Below are 14,506 nucleotides of genomic sequence, written 5' to 3'. Positions count from 1 at the left end.
CCGGGCTCACCGTGCCGACTCACCGTGATCATCCGCATCGATCCACACGACGTGGGAGTCGATCTCGAGCTTGAGGATCGCGCGCAGCGCCGCCATGCGCGCGGCGATTTCCTCGCGCCGCGCGTCGCCTGCCTGCCGCTGGGCGAGCAGCACGTCGGCCAGATCGATGGCGCCCAGTTTGCCGCCAGCAATGGTGCGCTCCGCGACGGCATTGGCCGCATCGGCGGACTGCGCCAGCGCTTGCCAGCCCGCCAGCCGCGTTTCGGCCAGCGCCTTGTCTGCGGCCGCCATGGCAGCCACGGAGCGCTGCACCCCGGCCAGGTCCTGCGCAGCCGCGCGGGCATTGGCAGCGGCTTCCTCGGCCTGATAACGCCGGTAGCCACCGCCCAGCGGCATCGTTGCGACGACGCCGAGACCCTTCTCCATCCCGCCGCGCTCGCTGAAGGCGCGCACGCCGAACGAGGGATCGGCGCGGCGTTCGGCGCGGGCGCGGTCGGCGGCAAAGCCTTCGCGGTCGGCCATCGCCTGCGCCGCGCCGATCTCGTGGCTGCGTTCGATGACCAGTTTAGCCAGCATATCGAAGCCGATAGCCGGTTCGGCCGGCGCGGTCGGGGCAGGGGGAGCCGGGGGCAGGGGAATACCGGGAAATGTTGCTGCCAACCGCGCGCGGGCCTCTGCGGCGCGGGCCAGTGCATCAGCCCGCTGGCCCTTGGCGCGGGACAGCGCGGCCCGCGCCTGATCGACATCCAGCGCCGCCGCATCGCGCAGCGCGGCCCGCCGCTCGACCGCACCGAGCGCGCGTTCAAGGTAGGCGATATTGGCGGCATCGCTGGCGGCCAATGCGCCAGCCTCGACCCAGTCGAACCACTGCTGGGATAGCGCCAGCGCGGCCTGGTGGCGGGCATCGGCCATTTCGTTCTGCGCGAACCTGATTCCCGCAGCGCCCGTCTTGCGATCAAGCGAAGCCTTGCCGGGGAGGCGGAAGGGCCGCGAGAGGGTGGCGTCGAACTCGGCGAAGTTGCCTTCCCGATCGACTGCTCGGCGCAGCGCAGTCGCCTGGATCGAGATTTCCTGCGGCCCGCGCGCCAGGGCTCCCGCTTGTGCCCGCGCCGCATCGATGCGGGCAGCAGCTGAAAGCACGCCCGGGTAGCTGTCGAGCGCTTCGCTGACGAGGGGCGCGGGCGGCAGATCCGCGCGCTGATCAAGCGCAGGGCCGGGCTGTGCGGCAGCTACGGCGGGGAGGGCCACCGCGAGCCATGCTGCAGCACGCAGCCCGCGCAACGAGTGCAGCACATCAGCCATCGGCACGTTCCTCGGGGCTTTCGCCAAAGCGTTCGAACAGGATCGGCAGCAGCACCAGGGTCAGCAGGGTCGAGCTGACCAGTCCGCCGATCACGACGATGGCGAGCGGCTGCTGGATTTCGGAGCCGGGGCCAGTGGCAAAAAGCAGCGGCACGAGCCCGAAGGCGGTGATGCTCGCGGTCATCAGTACCGGGCGCAGACGGCGCTCGGCACCAAGGCGCACCGCTTCGGCCATCGGCACCCCCTCCGCGCGCAGCTGGCGGAAGTACGAGACTAGAACGAGGCCGTTGAGCACAGCGATGCCGAGCAGAGCAATGAAGCCGACCGACGCGGGCACCGAGAGGTATTGCCCCGCCGCCCAGAGCGCGACGATCCCACCGACCATAGCGAAGGGAATGTTGACGAGGATCAGCAGCGCCGCACGCAGCGAGCGCAGCGTGGCAAGGAGCACGAAAAAGATCAGCAGCAGCGCCGCCGGAACCACCAGCGAAAGCCGCGCGGCGGCCCGCTGCTGGTTCTCGAACTGGCCGCCCCACACCACGCGGTAGCCCGCTGGCATCGGCACCTTCGCGGTCACCGATGCCTTGGCTTCCTCGACGTAGCCCACCAGATCGCGGCCCGAGACAAAGGCTTGCACGAGGGCATAGCGAGAGCCGTTTTCGTGATCGATCTTCACCGGGCCCGCGACGGGACGGACATGCGCGACATCGCTCAGCCGCACCGTCTGGCCATCGGAACCGCGCAGCAGTGTATCGGCAAAGGCGGCGGGATTGGCCTCCACCCCCCCGCGAGCGCGCATCACGATGGGAATGCGCCGGTTGCCTTCCGCCACCACGCCCGCGCGCACGCCTTCCAGCTGGCCGCGCAAGGTGTCCTCGATCATGTCGACCGAGAGCCCCGCGCGCCCGGCGGCGAGGCGGTCGATATCGATCTGGAGATAGTCGACCCGGTCGTTGGCAACGGTCATCACCTCGGTCGCGCCGCGCGTGCCCTTGAGGATCGCCTCGACCTGACCCGCCAGCTTGCCCAGCGTCGCGCCGTCAGGCCCGAAGATCTTGACCGCAAGGTCCCCGCGCGATCCGGTCAGCATTTCGGAGACGCGCATTTCGATCGGCTGGGTGAAGCTGGAACCAATGCCCGGCAGCAGCGTCATCGCGTGGCGCATGTCCTCGATGATCGCTTCCTTGCTGCCGCGCCATTCGCTCTGGGGCTTGAGCGTCACGAACGTGTCCGTCTCGTTGAGGCCCATCGGATCGAGCCCCAGTTCGTCCGCACCGACGCGCGAGATCACACGGTCGACTTCGGGCACCTTGGCCTTGAGGATGCGCTGCGCCGCCATGTCCCCGGCGACCGAATGCGGCAGGCCGATGGAGGGGCTTTTGACCAGCTGGACGATCACGCTGCCCTCGTCCATCTGCGGCATGAAGGTCTTGCCCACCGCGCCATAGGCAACGACGGCGGCGGCAAGGCCCAGGCCCGCAAGGCCATAGACCAGCTTCTGCCGCGCGAACGCCGCACCGAGCAGCGCGCTGTAGCGCGGCGCGAGCTGGCGCATCAGCCACGGCTCACCATGTGCGCCTGACTTGAGGCCGAGCGAGGCCAGCGCTGGAACCAATGTGAGCGCCAGCAACAGCGCCGCCACCAGCGCGAAGATGATCGTGAGCGCGACGGGCGCGAAGAGCTTGCCTTCAAGGCCCTCGAGCGAAACCAGCGGCAGGAACACCAGCGCGATGATCAGCAGCCCTGCGGAGACCGGCACGATCACGTCGCTGGTGGCGCGGAACACGTGGTGGAGCCGCGGCGATATGTCGTCGTGCGTCTGCGCCAGCCGTTCGACCACGTTCTCGACCACCACGACCGCCCCGTCCACCAGCATGCCGATGGCGATGGCGAGGCCGCCAAGGCTCATCAGATTGGCGGTAAGGCCCCAGCCGCGCATGAGGATGAAGCAGATGAGGGCCGCCATCGGCAGCGTCGTCGCGACAATCGCGGCAGCGCGCCAATTGCCGAGGAACACCATCAGCAGCACCACGACGAGGATCGTCGCCTCGAGGAGCGCTTCCTCGACGGTGCCCACCGCGCGGGCGATCAGGTCTGACCGGTCATAGAAGACACGGATCTTCATGCCCGGCGGCAGGCTGTGCTGCAGCTCGGCAAGCCGCGCTTTCACGCCGGTGACCACCTTGCGCGCATCTGCCCCGCGCAGTGCGATGACGAGGCCTTCGACGGTCTCGCCATGCCCGTCCGCGCTGACCGCGCCGTAGCGAGTCAGGCTGCCATTGCTGATGGTCGCGACATCACCCAGCCGAAGCACGCGTGCGCCCGGGGCATGGAGCACCAGCGCGCGCAGGTCATCGAGCGTCTTGATTGCCCCCACCGCGCGCACGATCAGCGCGTTCTCGCCATTGGCCAGCCGCCCCGCGCCATCGTTGCGGTTGCCGCTTTCGACCGCGGCCTTCACATCCGCCATCGTCAGCCCCGCCGCGCCCAGCGCGAGCGGATCGGGCCGCACCTCGAAGGTGCGCACATAACCGCCCAGCGCATTGACGTCCGCGACGCCGGGCACGGTGCGCAGGGCCGGACGGATCGTCCAGTCGAGCACGGTCCGGCGCTCCTCCAGGCTCTGCGGCCCGTCGATGGTGAACATGAAGAGTTCGGAGAGCGGCGTTGAAATCGGCGCGAGGCCCCCGTTCACGCCTGCGGGCAGATCGCCCATCACCCCGGCAAGTCGCTCGCTCACCTGCTGGCGTGCCCAGTAGATGTCGGTGCCGTCGGTGAAGTCGATGGTGATGTCGGCGATGGCATACTTGGCCGTCGCGCGCAGGACGGCCTGCTTGGGCAGGCCCAGCATTTCCTGCTCGATGGGCGCAAGGATGCGCGTCTCGACCTCGTCGGGAGTCATCCCCGGCGCCTTGAGGATGATCTTCACCTGCGTCGGCGCGATATCCGGATAGGCGTCGATGGGCAGGTTGGCGAACGTCCAGCCGCCGATGCCCGCCACGACGAGCGCGGCAGCCAGCACGACGAGGCGGAAGGACAGCGCCTTGGCGAGAAGTTCGCGGAGCATGGCGGCGAGGCGATCAGTTGGCGCCGGCGAGCGTCGAGAGTTCGCTCACCCCGCTCGCCGCGACGCGTTCACCTGCGGCAAGGCCTTTCGCGATGACTGCGCTGTCGCCGGATACGCCGGCCACGGTTACCGGGCGCGCACGGACCCCGCCGCGCACCGCAACGAACACGACCTTGCCGCCGTTCACTTCGCCAAGTGCTGCGAGCGGAATCCGCACGGCGCCTGCGGGCGCGGGGCCTTCGATGCCGATCGAGGTCGCGCTGCCTGCCGCCGCGCTGCCTGCCGGTATGGTCGCGGTGACCGTGGCCGAACGGGTCGCAGGATCAAGCGACTGGCCGACCGCCGTAACCGTGCCGGAAACGGTGCCGATGCGTACGGACATGCCGGGCTTCACGGTCGCGAGCAGTCGCTCGGGCAGCTGCGCGGTGACTTGCAGCGGGCCGCCGCCGTCGATCACGAAGGGCGCCATGGCCGGATCGACCGCTTTGCCGGTCTCGGCGCTCATCGCGCTGATGCGGCCGCTGATCGGGGCGCTCAGCGTATAGCCTGCCCCGCCCGCGCGTCCGCCGGGGACAAGGCCGATAAGGCGCCCCTGTTCGCCCACATCGATATCCGCCTGACGCGCCAGCGAAGCCGCTTCATCGGCGCGGGCAGGGGCGATGATGCCCTCGCGCGCCAGTTGGCCGAGCCGCGCAGCCTGAGCACGTGCGACGCTCTGCCTCGCCCGGGCGCGGGCGAGTTCGGCGGTCAGGCTGACCATGTCGCGGCTCGCAACTGTGGCGAGCGGCTGGCCTGCGGTCACATCCTGTCCGTTCACCACGAAAATCCGGGTGATGACGCCCGGAAATTGCGCCGCGACCGCAACGCGCGCGTTGGGCTGGGGCATGATCTGCGCGGGGAGTTCGGCCACCGGCACCGTCTGCGCCGCCGATGCGGCCGCAAGCGTCAGCCCTAGCGCATGCATCTGTTCAGCGGACAGGGAGATCATGCCGTCCTTGGCGGCACCGGGCGCGGCAGCTGTGGCGGACGCAGCGTTGCTTGCCCCCTGCGAGGTCATCCACCACCAGCCGCCGCCGGCGAACAGCACGGCGGCCACGCCGCCCAGGATCAACGCATTCTGCTTCATGCTGCCCGCCCTAGTTGGTGAAGCTGACGTCAGTCTGACGCGCTGGCCGAGGGAAACCGCAGCTGCAGTTCCCGTGCCTCGGCACTCGTTTCCAGCGTCCCGCTATGCGCCCGCATGATCCGCTCGACGATGGCGAGGCCAAGCCCCGCACCATGTTTGCTCGCGTGATCGGCGCGGCGGTGGCGCTGCGTCAATGTGGCCAGTTGGTCCGCCGAAAGCCCCGGGCCTTCATCGCGCACCGCCAGCAAGCCGCCCGTCTCGGTGCGGACGGTCACGCAGCCGCCCGCCGGGCTCGCCCGCAGCGCATTCTCGATCAGGTTGCGCAGTGCCGCGCCGATCGCCTCGCGCCGCCCGGTCACGACGACCGGCACGTCCGCCTCCAGCGCCAGCCGCAGTCCCCGGTCGAGCGCGATGGGGGCAAGCTGGGCAAGAACGTCGCCCGCCACATCGCTGAGGTCGACCGGCATCGGCGCGATCTGCGCGGCATGATCGGCGTCGATCTGCGCAAGCAGCATCAACTGGTCGATCAGCCGCCGCATCCGCGCGACATCGCCGCGCATGCGTTCGGCATCGGGATGGTTGAGCCGGTCGAGCTCGAGCGACAGGAGGGTCAAAGGCGTGCGCAGTTCATGCGCGATATCGGCGGCAAAGGCCTCATGCAGCGCCGCGGCGCCATCGACGCGCCCCAGCACGCGGTTGATCGCATCGGCAAACGGGCGGGCTTCGACGGGAAAGTCGGTCGTGTCCACGCGGACACCGCGCGTCTCACCGGCCCGCGCATCGATCTGCGCCGCTGCGTCGAGCAGCGGGCGCACCCCGCTCTTGATCGCCCAGCGCCCCGCCAGCGCCATCGGCAGGATGAGCACGGCCATCGGCAGCAGCACATGCTCGCTGAGTTCGTGGATCGCGCGGACGAAGGCATCGTGATCGCCCAGATTGCTGAACGATATACGGTATTCGATGCCGATCACGATCAGCAGCAGCAGCGCGCCGAGCCCGCCCACCCATGCAAGGCTCGCGGTCAGGCGGCGGATGATCGACGGCGGCCTGGTCATGCCCCGCGCACCCTTGCTATGTAGCCTACCCCGCGGATTGTGTGCAGTTCAAGCGCGGCGCCCGCCTCCTCCAGCTTGCGGCGCAGGCGCGAGATATTTGCCTCGACCGCATTGGGCGTCACCGCTTCGTCGAAGGTGTAGAGGCTGCTCTCGATCACCGCGCGGCGCACGACTTGTCCGGCGCGGCGCAGCAGGAGTTCGATCAGCGCGGCCTCGCGGCGCGTGAGGTCCAAAGGATGGGCATCGACCGTCACCTGCTGGCTCGCCGGATCGAACGCCACGTTGCCGAGGCTGAGCACCGCGTCTTGCCGCCCGCCGGGCCGACGCAGCAGAGCCCGCAGCCGGGCGGCAAGCTCGCTCATCGCGAAAGGCTTGGGGAGATAGTCGTCGGCACCCGCATCCAGCCCCTTGATGCGGTCCTCCAGCGCGTCGCGCGCGGTCAGCACAAGGATCGGTGGGCGCGGCCCATGCTGCGCGCGCATCCAGTCGACCCCGTCGCCATCGGGCAGGCCCAGATCGAGCACGATCCCGTCGAACGAGGTGGCGGCCAGCGCATCCTCCGCCGACGCCAGCGTATGCACCGCATCGCAGACATGGCCTTGCGCGGCGAGGCCATCGGCGATCAGCCCGGCCAGCCGCTCATTGTCCTCGATGATCAGAACCCGCGCCATTCGACCCCGCTATGGCCAACGGGAAGGCAATAGCAAGCAAGCCTGACGGGAGGCTGACGGGGATCACGGCTCGGTCGGCTGCGTTGTCCACCCCAGCGCCGGGATCGTGATCGAGCGGCGGCCGGAAAGGTCGGTGCGCGCGACGATGATGTCGCGCTCTTCCATGTAGCTCAGCACGCGCCTCGCCCGGCCGAGCGAACTCGTCCCATAGACCAGCGCGAGGTCCTGGTCGCTGGGGCAGGGCTGGCTCTCGCTCGCCGCCCGTGCGATGAGCAGGAACGCACCGAGCATGTCGTCCGGCACGCGGCGGCCCGCTTCGAGTGCGGGTGCCCATTCGTCCTCAAGCCCGTCGAAGATGCCCGCGCGCGCCGCCGCGAACCGGCGGGTGAAGCCTGCCAGATCGAGCGGTGCCTGCCGCAGCCCGTGCATGCGGCAGCGGACCTGAAAGTCCTGGAACAGCACCGCCGTCGTCTTGCCCGTCGCTTCCTCGTCACCGACAATGGCGCGCAGGGCGGCAACCATCACCGGTTCGGGATCGACTGGTTCGGGCAGCTCTTCCGCAACCGGTTCGATGGGCAGGCGGGCCAGCTCCTCCAGCACGAGTGTCGCCGGCTGCGGGCGCGGCGTGGGCACTGGAGCGGGGAGAGGCGCGGCATCCTCCAGCCCGGCGAGCAGGAATTCGCGCATGTCTCCGGCGGGCGCATTGGGAAGCGGCACGAGCACCGGGCTGCTGCTGCGCGCCGAGGTCTCGACCGGGCCGATCTTCAGCATCACAGGCCGCCGCGCGATGGCGGGGCCGAGACCGAGGAAGGTCCCGCGCGCCAGATCGCGGATGGATTCGGCCTGCCGCCGCTCCATGCCGAGCAGATCCGCCGCGCGCGCCATGTCGATGTCGAGGAAGGTGCGGCCCATCAGGAAGTTGCTCGCCTCGGCCGCCACGTTCTTCGAGAGCTTGGCAAGGCGCTGCGTCGCGATGATCCCGGCGAGCCCGCGCTTGCGCCCGCGCGACATCAGGTTGGTCATTGCGCCCAGCGAGGCGCGGCGGACTTCCTCGCTGACTTCCGCGCCCGCCGCAGGAGCAAAGATCTGCGCCTCGTCGACCACCACCAGCGCCGGGAACCAGTGCTCGCGCGGAGCATCGAACAGTCCCATCAGGAAAGCGGCCGCGCAGCGCATCTGGCCTTCCATCTCCAGCCCTTCGAGGCTGAGGACGACCGAAGTCCGATGCTCGCGGCAGCGGCGGGCAAAGTGCGTGATCTCGCTGACCGAGTAGTCGACCGCCTCGATCGAAACGTGGCCATAAGGCCCCGATAGGGTCACGAAATCGCCCTCGGGATCGATGATCACCTGCTGGACTTGCCCGGCGCTTTTCTCGAGCAACCGCCGCAGCAGATGCGATTTGCCCGAGCCGGAATTGCCCTGGACGAGCAGCCGCGTCGCTAGCAGCTCCTCCAGATCGACCAGCGCCGTACCCCCGGCACCATCGAATCCCATGTCAACTTTGAGCGTCATCACTTGGCGCATGGCCGGTTTGCGCTGCTCTGGGCAAGACCCGCACACAGCCTTATGCGGTGAAAACCCGGCGCTGCCATATTGAACAGCTCCTGCTGTTGCAGCCAAGCGCGTAGACCGGGGCAAAACAGGGAGAGTCGCCGCGTGAACAAGTCGGTCAGTCTGGGTCAGGCCCTGCGTCGCGCGGTCCATCTGCGCGGTGAAGGCGTGGCCGTGATAGACGGCGACAAATCCTTCACATGGAACGCTTTTGCTGATCGTGTCGCGCGTCTGGCAGAGGCTTTCAAGGCGCTCGGACTGAGCACGAACGGGCGCGTTGTGCTGCTTTCGCTCAACAGCCACCGTTCGCTCGAATGCTTTTTCGCGGCGATGCACGCGGGCGGCGCGATCACGCCGCTGAACCACCGTCTCTCGCAGATCGAACTGCGCGATCAGGTGGCGGACTGCGCGCCGGACGTGATCGTGCTGAGCGATGACTTCTGCGCGATGCGCGGCGAACTGCTGGCAGCGGCGGGCGACAAGGCGGCGCTGGTCCATGCGGGCGACAGCGCCGCGCCGGATGGGATGCACGCCTACGAAGCGCTGATCGAAGAAGCGTACCCGCTCCCCGATCAGGGGCGCTGCGGCGATGATCTGGCCGTCCTGATGTATACCAGCGGCACGACGAGCGCAGCCAAGGGCGTGATGATCAGCCACGCCAACTTCGTCGCCAATACCGCGAACACCTATGGTGAACTCGGCTTCGGGCCCGATATTGTCCACCTTCACCACGGACCGCTGTTCCATGTGGCTGCCGCCGCGCGGGTGTTTTCGGTGACGCATGCTGCGGGCACCCACGTTCTCCTGCCGAGGTTTGTCGCCAGCGAGGTCATCGCGGCCATTGAATGGACCGGCGTCACCCACGCGACCTTCGTGCCGACAATGCTGCGCGCGATGCTCGATGATCCGGCGCTGATCGAAGCGGACCTCTCCTCGCTGCGCGTCCTCTCCTACGGCTCGGCGCCGATGCCGGAACCGTTGCTGCGGGAAATCATGGCCGCGCTGCCCCATGTCGGCTTCCTGCAATCCTACGGTATGACCGAGCTCTCGCCGGTGGTGACGATCCTCAATTGCGACGATCACCTGCCCGAAAACTGGCCCAGCGGCCGCCTGCGTTCAGCAGGGCGGTGCGTGCTCTTTGCCGAAATCGGCGTGGTGGATGCGCAGGACCGCCTGCTTCCTCCGGGCGAGCCGGGCGAGATCGTCGCGCGCGGGCCGAATGTGATGCTGGGATACTGGAACCGGCCCGACCTCACCGCCGAGGCGCTTCGCGGCGGCTGGATGCACACGGGCGATATCGGCTACATCGACGCGGATGGCTACCTCTTCGTCATCGACCGGCTGAAGGACATGATCATCTCGGGCGGGGAGAACGTCTATTCGCTCGAAGTGGAGAACGCGCTCGCGGCCCATCCCGCTGTCTCCCAGTGCGCGGTCTTCGGGCGGCCGCACGAGCATTGGGGCGAGGCGGTCCATGCTGTCGTGACGCTCAAGCCCGGCATGAAAGCCGGCGAGCGCGAACTCATCGACCACTGCCGCGCGCTGCTGGCGCACTACAAATGCCCGCGCACGCTGGAGATCCGCGACCAGCCGATGCCGCTGAGCGGTGCCAACAAGATCTCCAAGGCCGCGCTCAAGGAGGAATTGCGCACGCGCGGCGGTTGACGATGCGATTGCCTCAAAATTGCGAGTTGCCCCGCCGCCTGCCCGGCGTCAGCCTCTCTCCCAAGGGATGGGAAGAGGCGCGCCAGAACAATGATCGACCCTTACGTCTACGTCGTGATCGTCAGCGCGCTGGCGCTCCTGGCTTATTACTTCACCCTGCTGATGGCCGGCCTCGCGCGCGGGCGGTTCAAGATCCCGGTGCCCTCGCACAGCGGCCCTGAGGAATACGAGCGCTATGTCCGCGCGCACCAGAACACGCTGGAGCATCTGGTGCTGTTCCTGCCCGGCCTATGGCTGTTTGCCTATGTGGTGAGCCCCTACTGGGCCGCCGGCATCGGCGTGATCTGGCCCCCGATGCGCGTCCTTTATGCGCGCGGCTATCACAAGGCGGCGGAAAAGCGGCTGATCCCGCTCTATATCTCGATGCCGCCTATCTACACTTTCGTGCTCGGCTCGCTGATCGGCGGGATCGTGCGCGTGGTTCAGGGAGCCTGACGCAATGGTGGTTGACTATGATCTGGTGATCCGCGGCGGCACCATCGCCGATGGCAGCGGCGGCGATCTGATCGACGGCGATCTTGCCATCGCGGGCGGACGCATTACCGCGATCGGTGCCATCAGCGGTCGCGGCAAGGAGGAAATCGACGCCAAGGGCCGGGTCGTCACGCCCGGCTTCATCGACGTCCACACCCACTACGACGGCCAATGCATCTGGGCGGAGGAGCTTTCGCCCTCGTCCGCGCATGGCGTGACGGCGGCGGTCATGGGCAATTGCGGCGTCGGCTTCGCGCCCTGCCGCAAGGCCGATCATGAGATGCTGATCAACGTGATGGAAGGCGTCGAGGACATTCCGGGCGTGGTGATGACCGAGGGCCTGTCATGGGATTGGGAGACTTTCCCCGAGTATCTCGACACCGTTGCCGCCGGAAAGCGCGACATCGATATCGCCGCCTACCTCCCGCACTCGCCCTTGCGGGTCTACGCAATGGGTGAACGCGGCGCGGCCCGCGAACCGGCGACCGAGGCGGACCTTGCCCTGATGCGCCACCTGACGGCAGAGGCCATGCGTGCCGGGGCCATCGGCTTTGCCACCTCGCGCCTCTCGATCCACAAGACCGCCGATGGCGGCGCGATCCCCACCTTCGATGCCGATATTGCCGAACTTGAGGCGATCACGCGCGGCATGGGCGATGTCGGCGCGGGGACGTTTCAGGTCGTGCTCGATGCCTTCGTCGGCTGGGACAAGGAATACCGCGTGATCGAGCGGGTGATCGAGGCCAGCGGGCGGCCCGCGACCTTCACGCTCGCTTCGGGCAACGATGCCCCGCCGCGCTGGCGCCGCGTGCTCGAAAAGCTGGAGGCCACCAATGCAGCAGGCGGCATGGCCCACGCGCAGGTCATGCCGCGCCCCATCGGCCTGATTGCCGGGCTCGAACTCACCGTGCACCCGTTCGTGCTGTGCCCCAGCTGGAGCAAGATCGCGCACCTCTCGATCCCCGAGCAAGTCGCCGCCATGCGCGATCCCGACTTGCGCGATGCGTTGCTCACCGAGGACTTTGCGCCCGGTCATCCCTTCAACGCGCTAGCTCGTAACTGGCGCTGGCTGTTCCCGCTCGACAATCCGCCCGACTACGCCCCGCCAGCGCATATGAGCATGGCGGGTCAGGCAGCGGCGCGTGGCTGCACCCCGCAGGAAGTGGCCTACGACCGCATTCTGGAGACCAACGGGTACGGCCTGTTCCTCGCCGCGCTCGGCAACTACGAAAACGCGACGCTCGACAGCGCCCATGAGATGCTGAAGCACCCCTATTGCGTCCCCGGCCTCGGCGATGGCGGTGCGCATTACGGCGCAATCTGCGATGCGAGCTATTCGACCTACCTGCTTACCCAGTTCGTGAAGGGTGACGGACCGCTCAAGCTCGAGCTGGCCGAAGCCGTCCACATGCTCAGCCGCAAAGCCGCCCGGGCCGTCGGCCTCGATGATCGCGGATTGCTGAAGGTGGGCGAACGGGCCGATCTCAACGTGATCGACCTCGATGGCCTCTCGCTGCACCTCCCCGAGGTGGTGCGCGATTTGCCTGCTGGCGGTCGCCGCCTCCACCAGCGCGCAACCGGCTATGAAGCGACCATCGTCGCGGGCGAAGTGATCCGCCGGTTCGATCGGTCGACCGGTGCGCGGCCGGGCAAGCTGATCCGGGGCGCGGGATACCGCCTCAACTAGAAGATCGAGGTCCCCATCCCGCCGTCGACCACCAGCGACTGCCCGGTGACGAAACTCGCCTGCGCACTGCAGAGCAAGGCGACCATCGCGCCAAGGTCCTCCGCATCGCCGAAGCGCCCGGCGGGGATGCGTACGGCTTTCACGAAAGCGGCGACTTCCTCGTCATATGTGCGGCCGTTCTTCGCCGCGCGCGGCCCCATCATCTCCTCGATGCCCGGGGTGTGGTGCATCCCGGGGAGCACGGAATTCACCGTCACGTTGTAGCGCGCGAGTTCCTTCGATATCGCGTGGCAGTAATTCGCCAGCGCGGCGCGGGGCGGGCCGGAGAGCACGCGCATCGCCGCCGGATACTTTGCGGCGCCGGTGCTGATGTTGACGATGCGGCCCCAACGGCGCTCCACCATCGGGCCGGAGACGGCCTTGATGTAGTCGATCGGGCTCAGCAGTGCGGTGGCTACCGACTTCTCGAACTCCTCGCGCGAGACGTCGCGGAAATCATCGGTGAACGGCGGCGGAGCGCACGTCGCGACGAAGATGTCGGGATCAGGGCATGCGGCCAGGATTGCAGCACGGCCTTCATCGCTCGCATGATCGGCGGCAATGGGATGCACCTTGGCGCCTGTCTCGGCAGCAATCGCGGCGCAGGTTGCCTCCAGCCGCTCCACACCGCGCGCCGAGATGAACACCTCCGCGCCTTCCCGCGCCAGCGCAAGTGCCGAGCCGCGCCCCATGCCTGCGCTTCCGCCGTTGACCAGCGCTTTGCGGCCCCTGATTCCCAAGTCCATAATGCATCCTCACCAGTGATTGGCTGCGATCATCAGCCTATCTCTGTCGCGGTAAACTGGCGATAGTGGGGACGTATAGGTCAGCGCAACGTTGACAGCGCCGACGCGACAAGCGCCGCAAGGTCCCCGTCATGGGCAAAGCCCGCGCGGTCGGCAGCGGGTGTCACAAGCGGAGGCTGCGCGGCAAAGGTGGCTTGCAGGGCGGCATCGGGTGCATAGCGAACCAGATCTGGCGACGTGTCGCACTGGCGCGCAATCTCGGCGACGAGATCCCCGACCGTCACGCGAAGCGCAGGCAGCGTCACCGCCCGGGTCGGCGGCAGCTGTGCGGTATCGAGCTTGGCAGCATGCAGCAGATTGGCGGCGGCGCAGCTGACGGACTGGGCCCAAATCGTGCCTTGCTCCGCTACCGGACAGGTAAAGGCGTTCCCGGCTCGCAGCGCATGGAACAGATCGGAGAGGAAAGCGGACTTGAGCCCCGAAGGCCCCTGTGGCCGGGCCAGCAGACCCGGCAAGCGCACCGATACGCCGTCGATCATGCCGCGCTGCGAAAACAGGGCAACAGCGGCCTCCATCATCGCCTTGTGTCCGCCGTAGATCAGCTTCGGCGCCAGCGGCGTGTGATCGTCGACGAGCGGCGGCAGGGGATCGCCGAAGACGGCAATCGAACTGGCGAACACCACGCGCAGGCCGGGCGAAGCGGCAGCGGCTTCCAGCAGCAGGTCGTACATCGCATCGACATTGATTCGGCGGCTTTCCGCCGGATCGGCCTCTGCTGCACCGCCGGGGACGGTCGCGAGATGGATCAGCACGTCAAGGCCGTCGGCTGTCAGGGCGGCGCGGATCGCCGGATCGCCGAGGTCACCTTCGACCGGTTCGACGTCCGCCGGCAGTCCATCAAGCCTCCTGTCGGTCGCGACGACGCTGCGGCCGGATCCCGCGAGTTCCGCGACGAGGGCCTGTCCGACGAACCCGCCGGCACCGGTTACGCCAATTCTCATCCGCATCTGTCTCCCTTCATGCGCCACGATACGCAAGCCGCGGCGGCAGATCGCTTCCAAAG

Annotated in this window: 11 protein-coding genes; 3 read left to right on the top strand and 8 right to left on the bottom strand. The window is 68.0% G+C overall.

Annotated elements, in window-relative coordinates; translation table 11 throughout:
- Positions 1-6: 6 nt before the first annotated feature.
- The 6 genes from IP83_RS14030 to IP83_RS14005 form a co-directional block, all read right to left on the bottom strand.
- The gene (locus tag IP83_RS14030; protein ID WP_082364705.1) at positions 7-1,302 is read right to left on the bottom strand and encodes a TolC family protein; all 1,296 of its coding nucleotides are present in this window, start codon (positions 1,300-1,302) and stop codon (positions 7-9) included.
- Positions 1,295-4,369: an efflux RND transporter permease subunit gene (locus IP83_RS14025; protein WP_054122849.1), complete on the bottom strand. Its 3,075-nt coding sequence runs from the start codon at positions 4,367-4,369 to the stop codon at positions 1,295-1,297. The genes IP83_RS14030 and IP83_RS14025 overlap by 8 nt, the downstream gene beginning before the upstream one ends.
- A gap of 13 nt (positions 4,370-4,382) precedes the next feature.
- On the bottom strand, positions 4,383-5,495 hold the full coding sequence (locus IP83_RS14020) for an efflux RND transporter periplasmic adaptor subunit (protein ID WP_054122848.1): 1,113 nt from the start codon (positions 5,493-5,495) through the stop codon (positions 4,383-4,385).
- A 29-nt stretch (positions 5,496-5,524) separates the two neighbouring features.
- Positions 5,525-6,550, bottom strand: a complete 1,026-nt coding sequence (locus tag IP83_RS14015) for a cell wall metabolism sensor histidine kinase WalK (RefSeq protein ID WP_054122847.1) — start codon at positions 6,548-6,550, stop codon at positions 5,525-5,527.
- Positions 6,547-7,221 carry a response regulator transcription factor gene (locus IP83_RS14010; RefSeq protein WP_054122846.1) on the bottom strand — a complete coding sequence of 225 codons (675 nt, stop codon included), beginning with the start codon at positions 7,219-7,221 and terminating at the stop codon, positions 6,547-6,549. Before IP83_RS14010 ends, IP83_RS14015 begins: the two co-directional genes overlap by 4 nt.
- A 63-nt stretch (positions 7,222-7,284) precedes the next feature.
- The gene (locus IP83_RS14005; protein WP_054122878.1) at positions 7,285-8,733 is read right to left on the bottom strand and encodes a helicase HerA domain-containing protein; all 1,449 of its coding nucleotides are present in this window, start codon (positions 8,731-8,733) and stop codon (positions 7,285-7,287) included.
- 144 nt (positions 8,734-8,877) lie between these two features.
- Between IP83_RS14005 and IP83_RS14000 the strand changes: the two genes are divergently transcribed.
- The 3 genes from IP83_RS14000 to IP83_RS13990 all read left to right on the top strand — a co-directional run bounded on the left by IP83_RS14000 (position 8,878) and on the right by IP83_RS13990 (position 12,658).
- Positions 8,878-10,437, top strand: a complete 1,560-nt coding sequence (locus IP83_RS14000; RefSeq protein WP_197274379.1) for an AMP-binding protein — start codon at positions 8,878-8,880, stop codon at positions 10,435-10,437.
- A gap of 90 nt (positions 10,438-10,527) precedes the next feature.
- Positions 10,528-10,932, top strand: a complete 405-nt coding sequence (locus tag IP83_RS13995) for an MAPEG family protein (protein WP_054122845.1) — start codon at positions 10,528-10,530, stop codon at positions 10,930-10,932.
- A 4-nt stretch (positions 10,933-10,936) separates the two neighbouring features.
- A complete protein-coding gene (locus IP83_RS13990) occupies positions 10,937-12,658 on the top strand; it encodes an amidohydrolase family protein (protein ID WP_054122844.1) in 1,722 nt (573 codons plus the stop codon).
- Here the strand turns inward: IP83_RS13990 and IP83_RS13985 are convergent.
- Together IP83_RS13985 and IP83_RS13980 are read right to left on the bottom strand one after the other, a co-directional pair.
- On the bottom strand, positions 12,655-13,443 hold the full coding sequence (locus IP83_RS13985) for an SDR family oxidoreductase (RefSeq protein WP_054122843.1): 789 nt from the start codon (positions 13,441-13,443) through the stop codon (positions 12,655-12,657). The two genes, IP83_RS13990 and IP83_RS13985, sit on opposite strands and share 4 nt — an antisense overlap.
- 80 nt (positions 13,444-13,523) lie before the next feature.
- Positions 13,524-14,444, bottom strand: coding sequence for an NAD-dependent epimerase/dehydratase family protein (locus IP83_RS13980; RefSeq protein WP_054122842.1), 921 nt, complete (start codon positions 14,442-14,444; stop codon positions 13,524-13,526).
- Between the last annotated feature and the right edge of the window lie 62 nt (positions 14,445-14,506).

Origin of the sequence: Novosphingobium sp. AAP93 (assembly GCF_001296055.1) — a bacterium.
GTDB lineage: Bacteria > Pseudomonadota > Alphaproteobacteria > Sphingomonadales > Sphingomonadaceae > Novosphingobium.
Note: the sequence above shows the minus strand (reverse complement) of the source record. Positions and strands in the feature narration are given on the sequence as shown.

What these genes read in the sequence shown, in the direction of transcription:
- IP83_RS14030 (WP_082364705.1), bottom strand. Translation starts at nt 1,302, where the DNA reads ATGGCTGATGTGCTGCACTCGTTGCGCGGGCTGCGTGCTGCAGCATGG.
- IP83_RS14025 (WP_054122849.1), bottom strand. Translation starts at nt 4,369, where the DNA reads ATGCTCCGCGAACTTCTCGCCAAGGCGCTGTCCTTCCGCCTCGTCGTG.
- IP83_RS14020 (WP_054122848.1), bottom strand. Translation starts at nt 5,495, where the DNA reads ATGAAGCAGAATGCGTTGATCCTGGGCGGCGTGGCCGCCGTGCTGTTC.
- IP83_RS14015 (WP_054122847.1), bottom strand. Translation starts at nt 6,550, where the DNA reads ATGACCAGGCCGCCGTCGATCATCCGCCGCCTGACCGCGAGCCTTGCA.
- IP83_RS14010 (WP_054122846.1), bottom strand. Translation starts at nt 7,221, where the DNA reads ATGGCGCGGGTTCTGATCATCGAGGACAATGAGCGGCTGGCCGGGCTG.
- IP83_RS14005 (WP_054122878.1), bottom strand. Translation starts at nt 8,733, where the DNA reads ATGACGCTCAAAGTTGACATGGGATTCGATGGTGCCGGGGGTACGGCG.
- IP83_RS13995 (WP_054122845.1), top strand. Translation starts at nt 10,528, where the DNA reads ATGATCGACCCTTACGTCTACGTCGTGATCGTCAGCGCGCTGGCGCTC.
- IP83_RS13990 (WP_054122844.1), top strand. Translation starts at nt 10,937, where the DNA reads ATGGTGGTTGACTATGATCTGGTGATCCGCGGCGGCACCATCGCCGAT.
- IP83_RS13985 (WP_054122843.1), bottom strand. Translation starts at nt 13,443, where the DNA reads ATGGACTTGGGAATCAGGGGCCGCAAAGCGCTGGTCAACGGCGGAAGC.
- IP83_RS13980 (WP_054122842.1), bottom strand. Translation starts at nt 14,444, where the DNA reads ATGAGAATTGGCGTAACCGGTGCCGGCGGGTTCGTCGGACAGGCCCTC.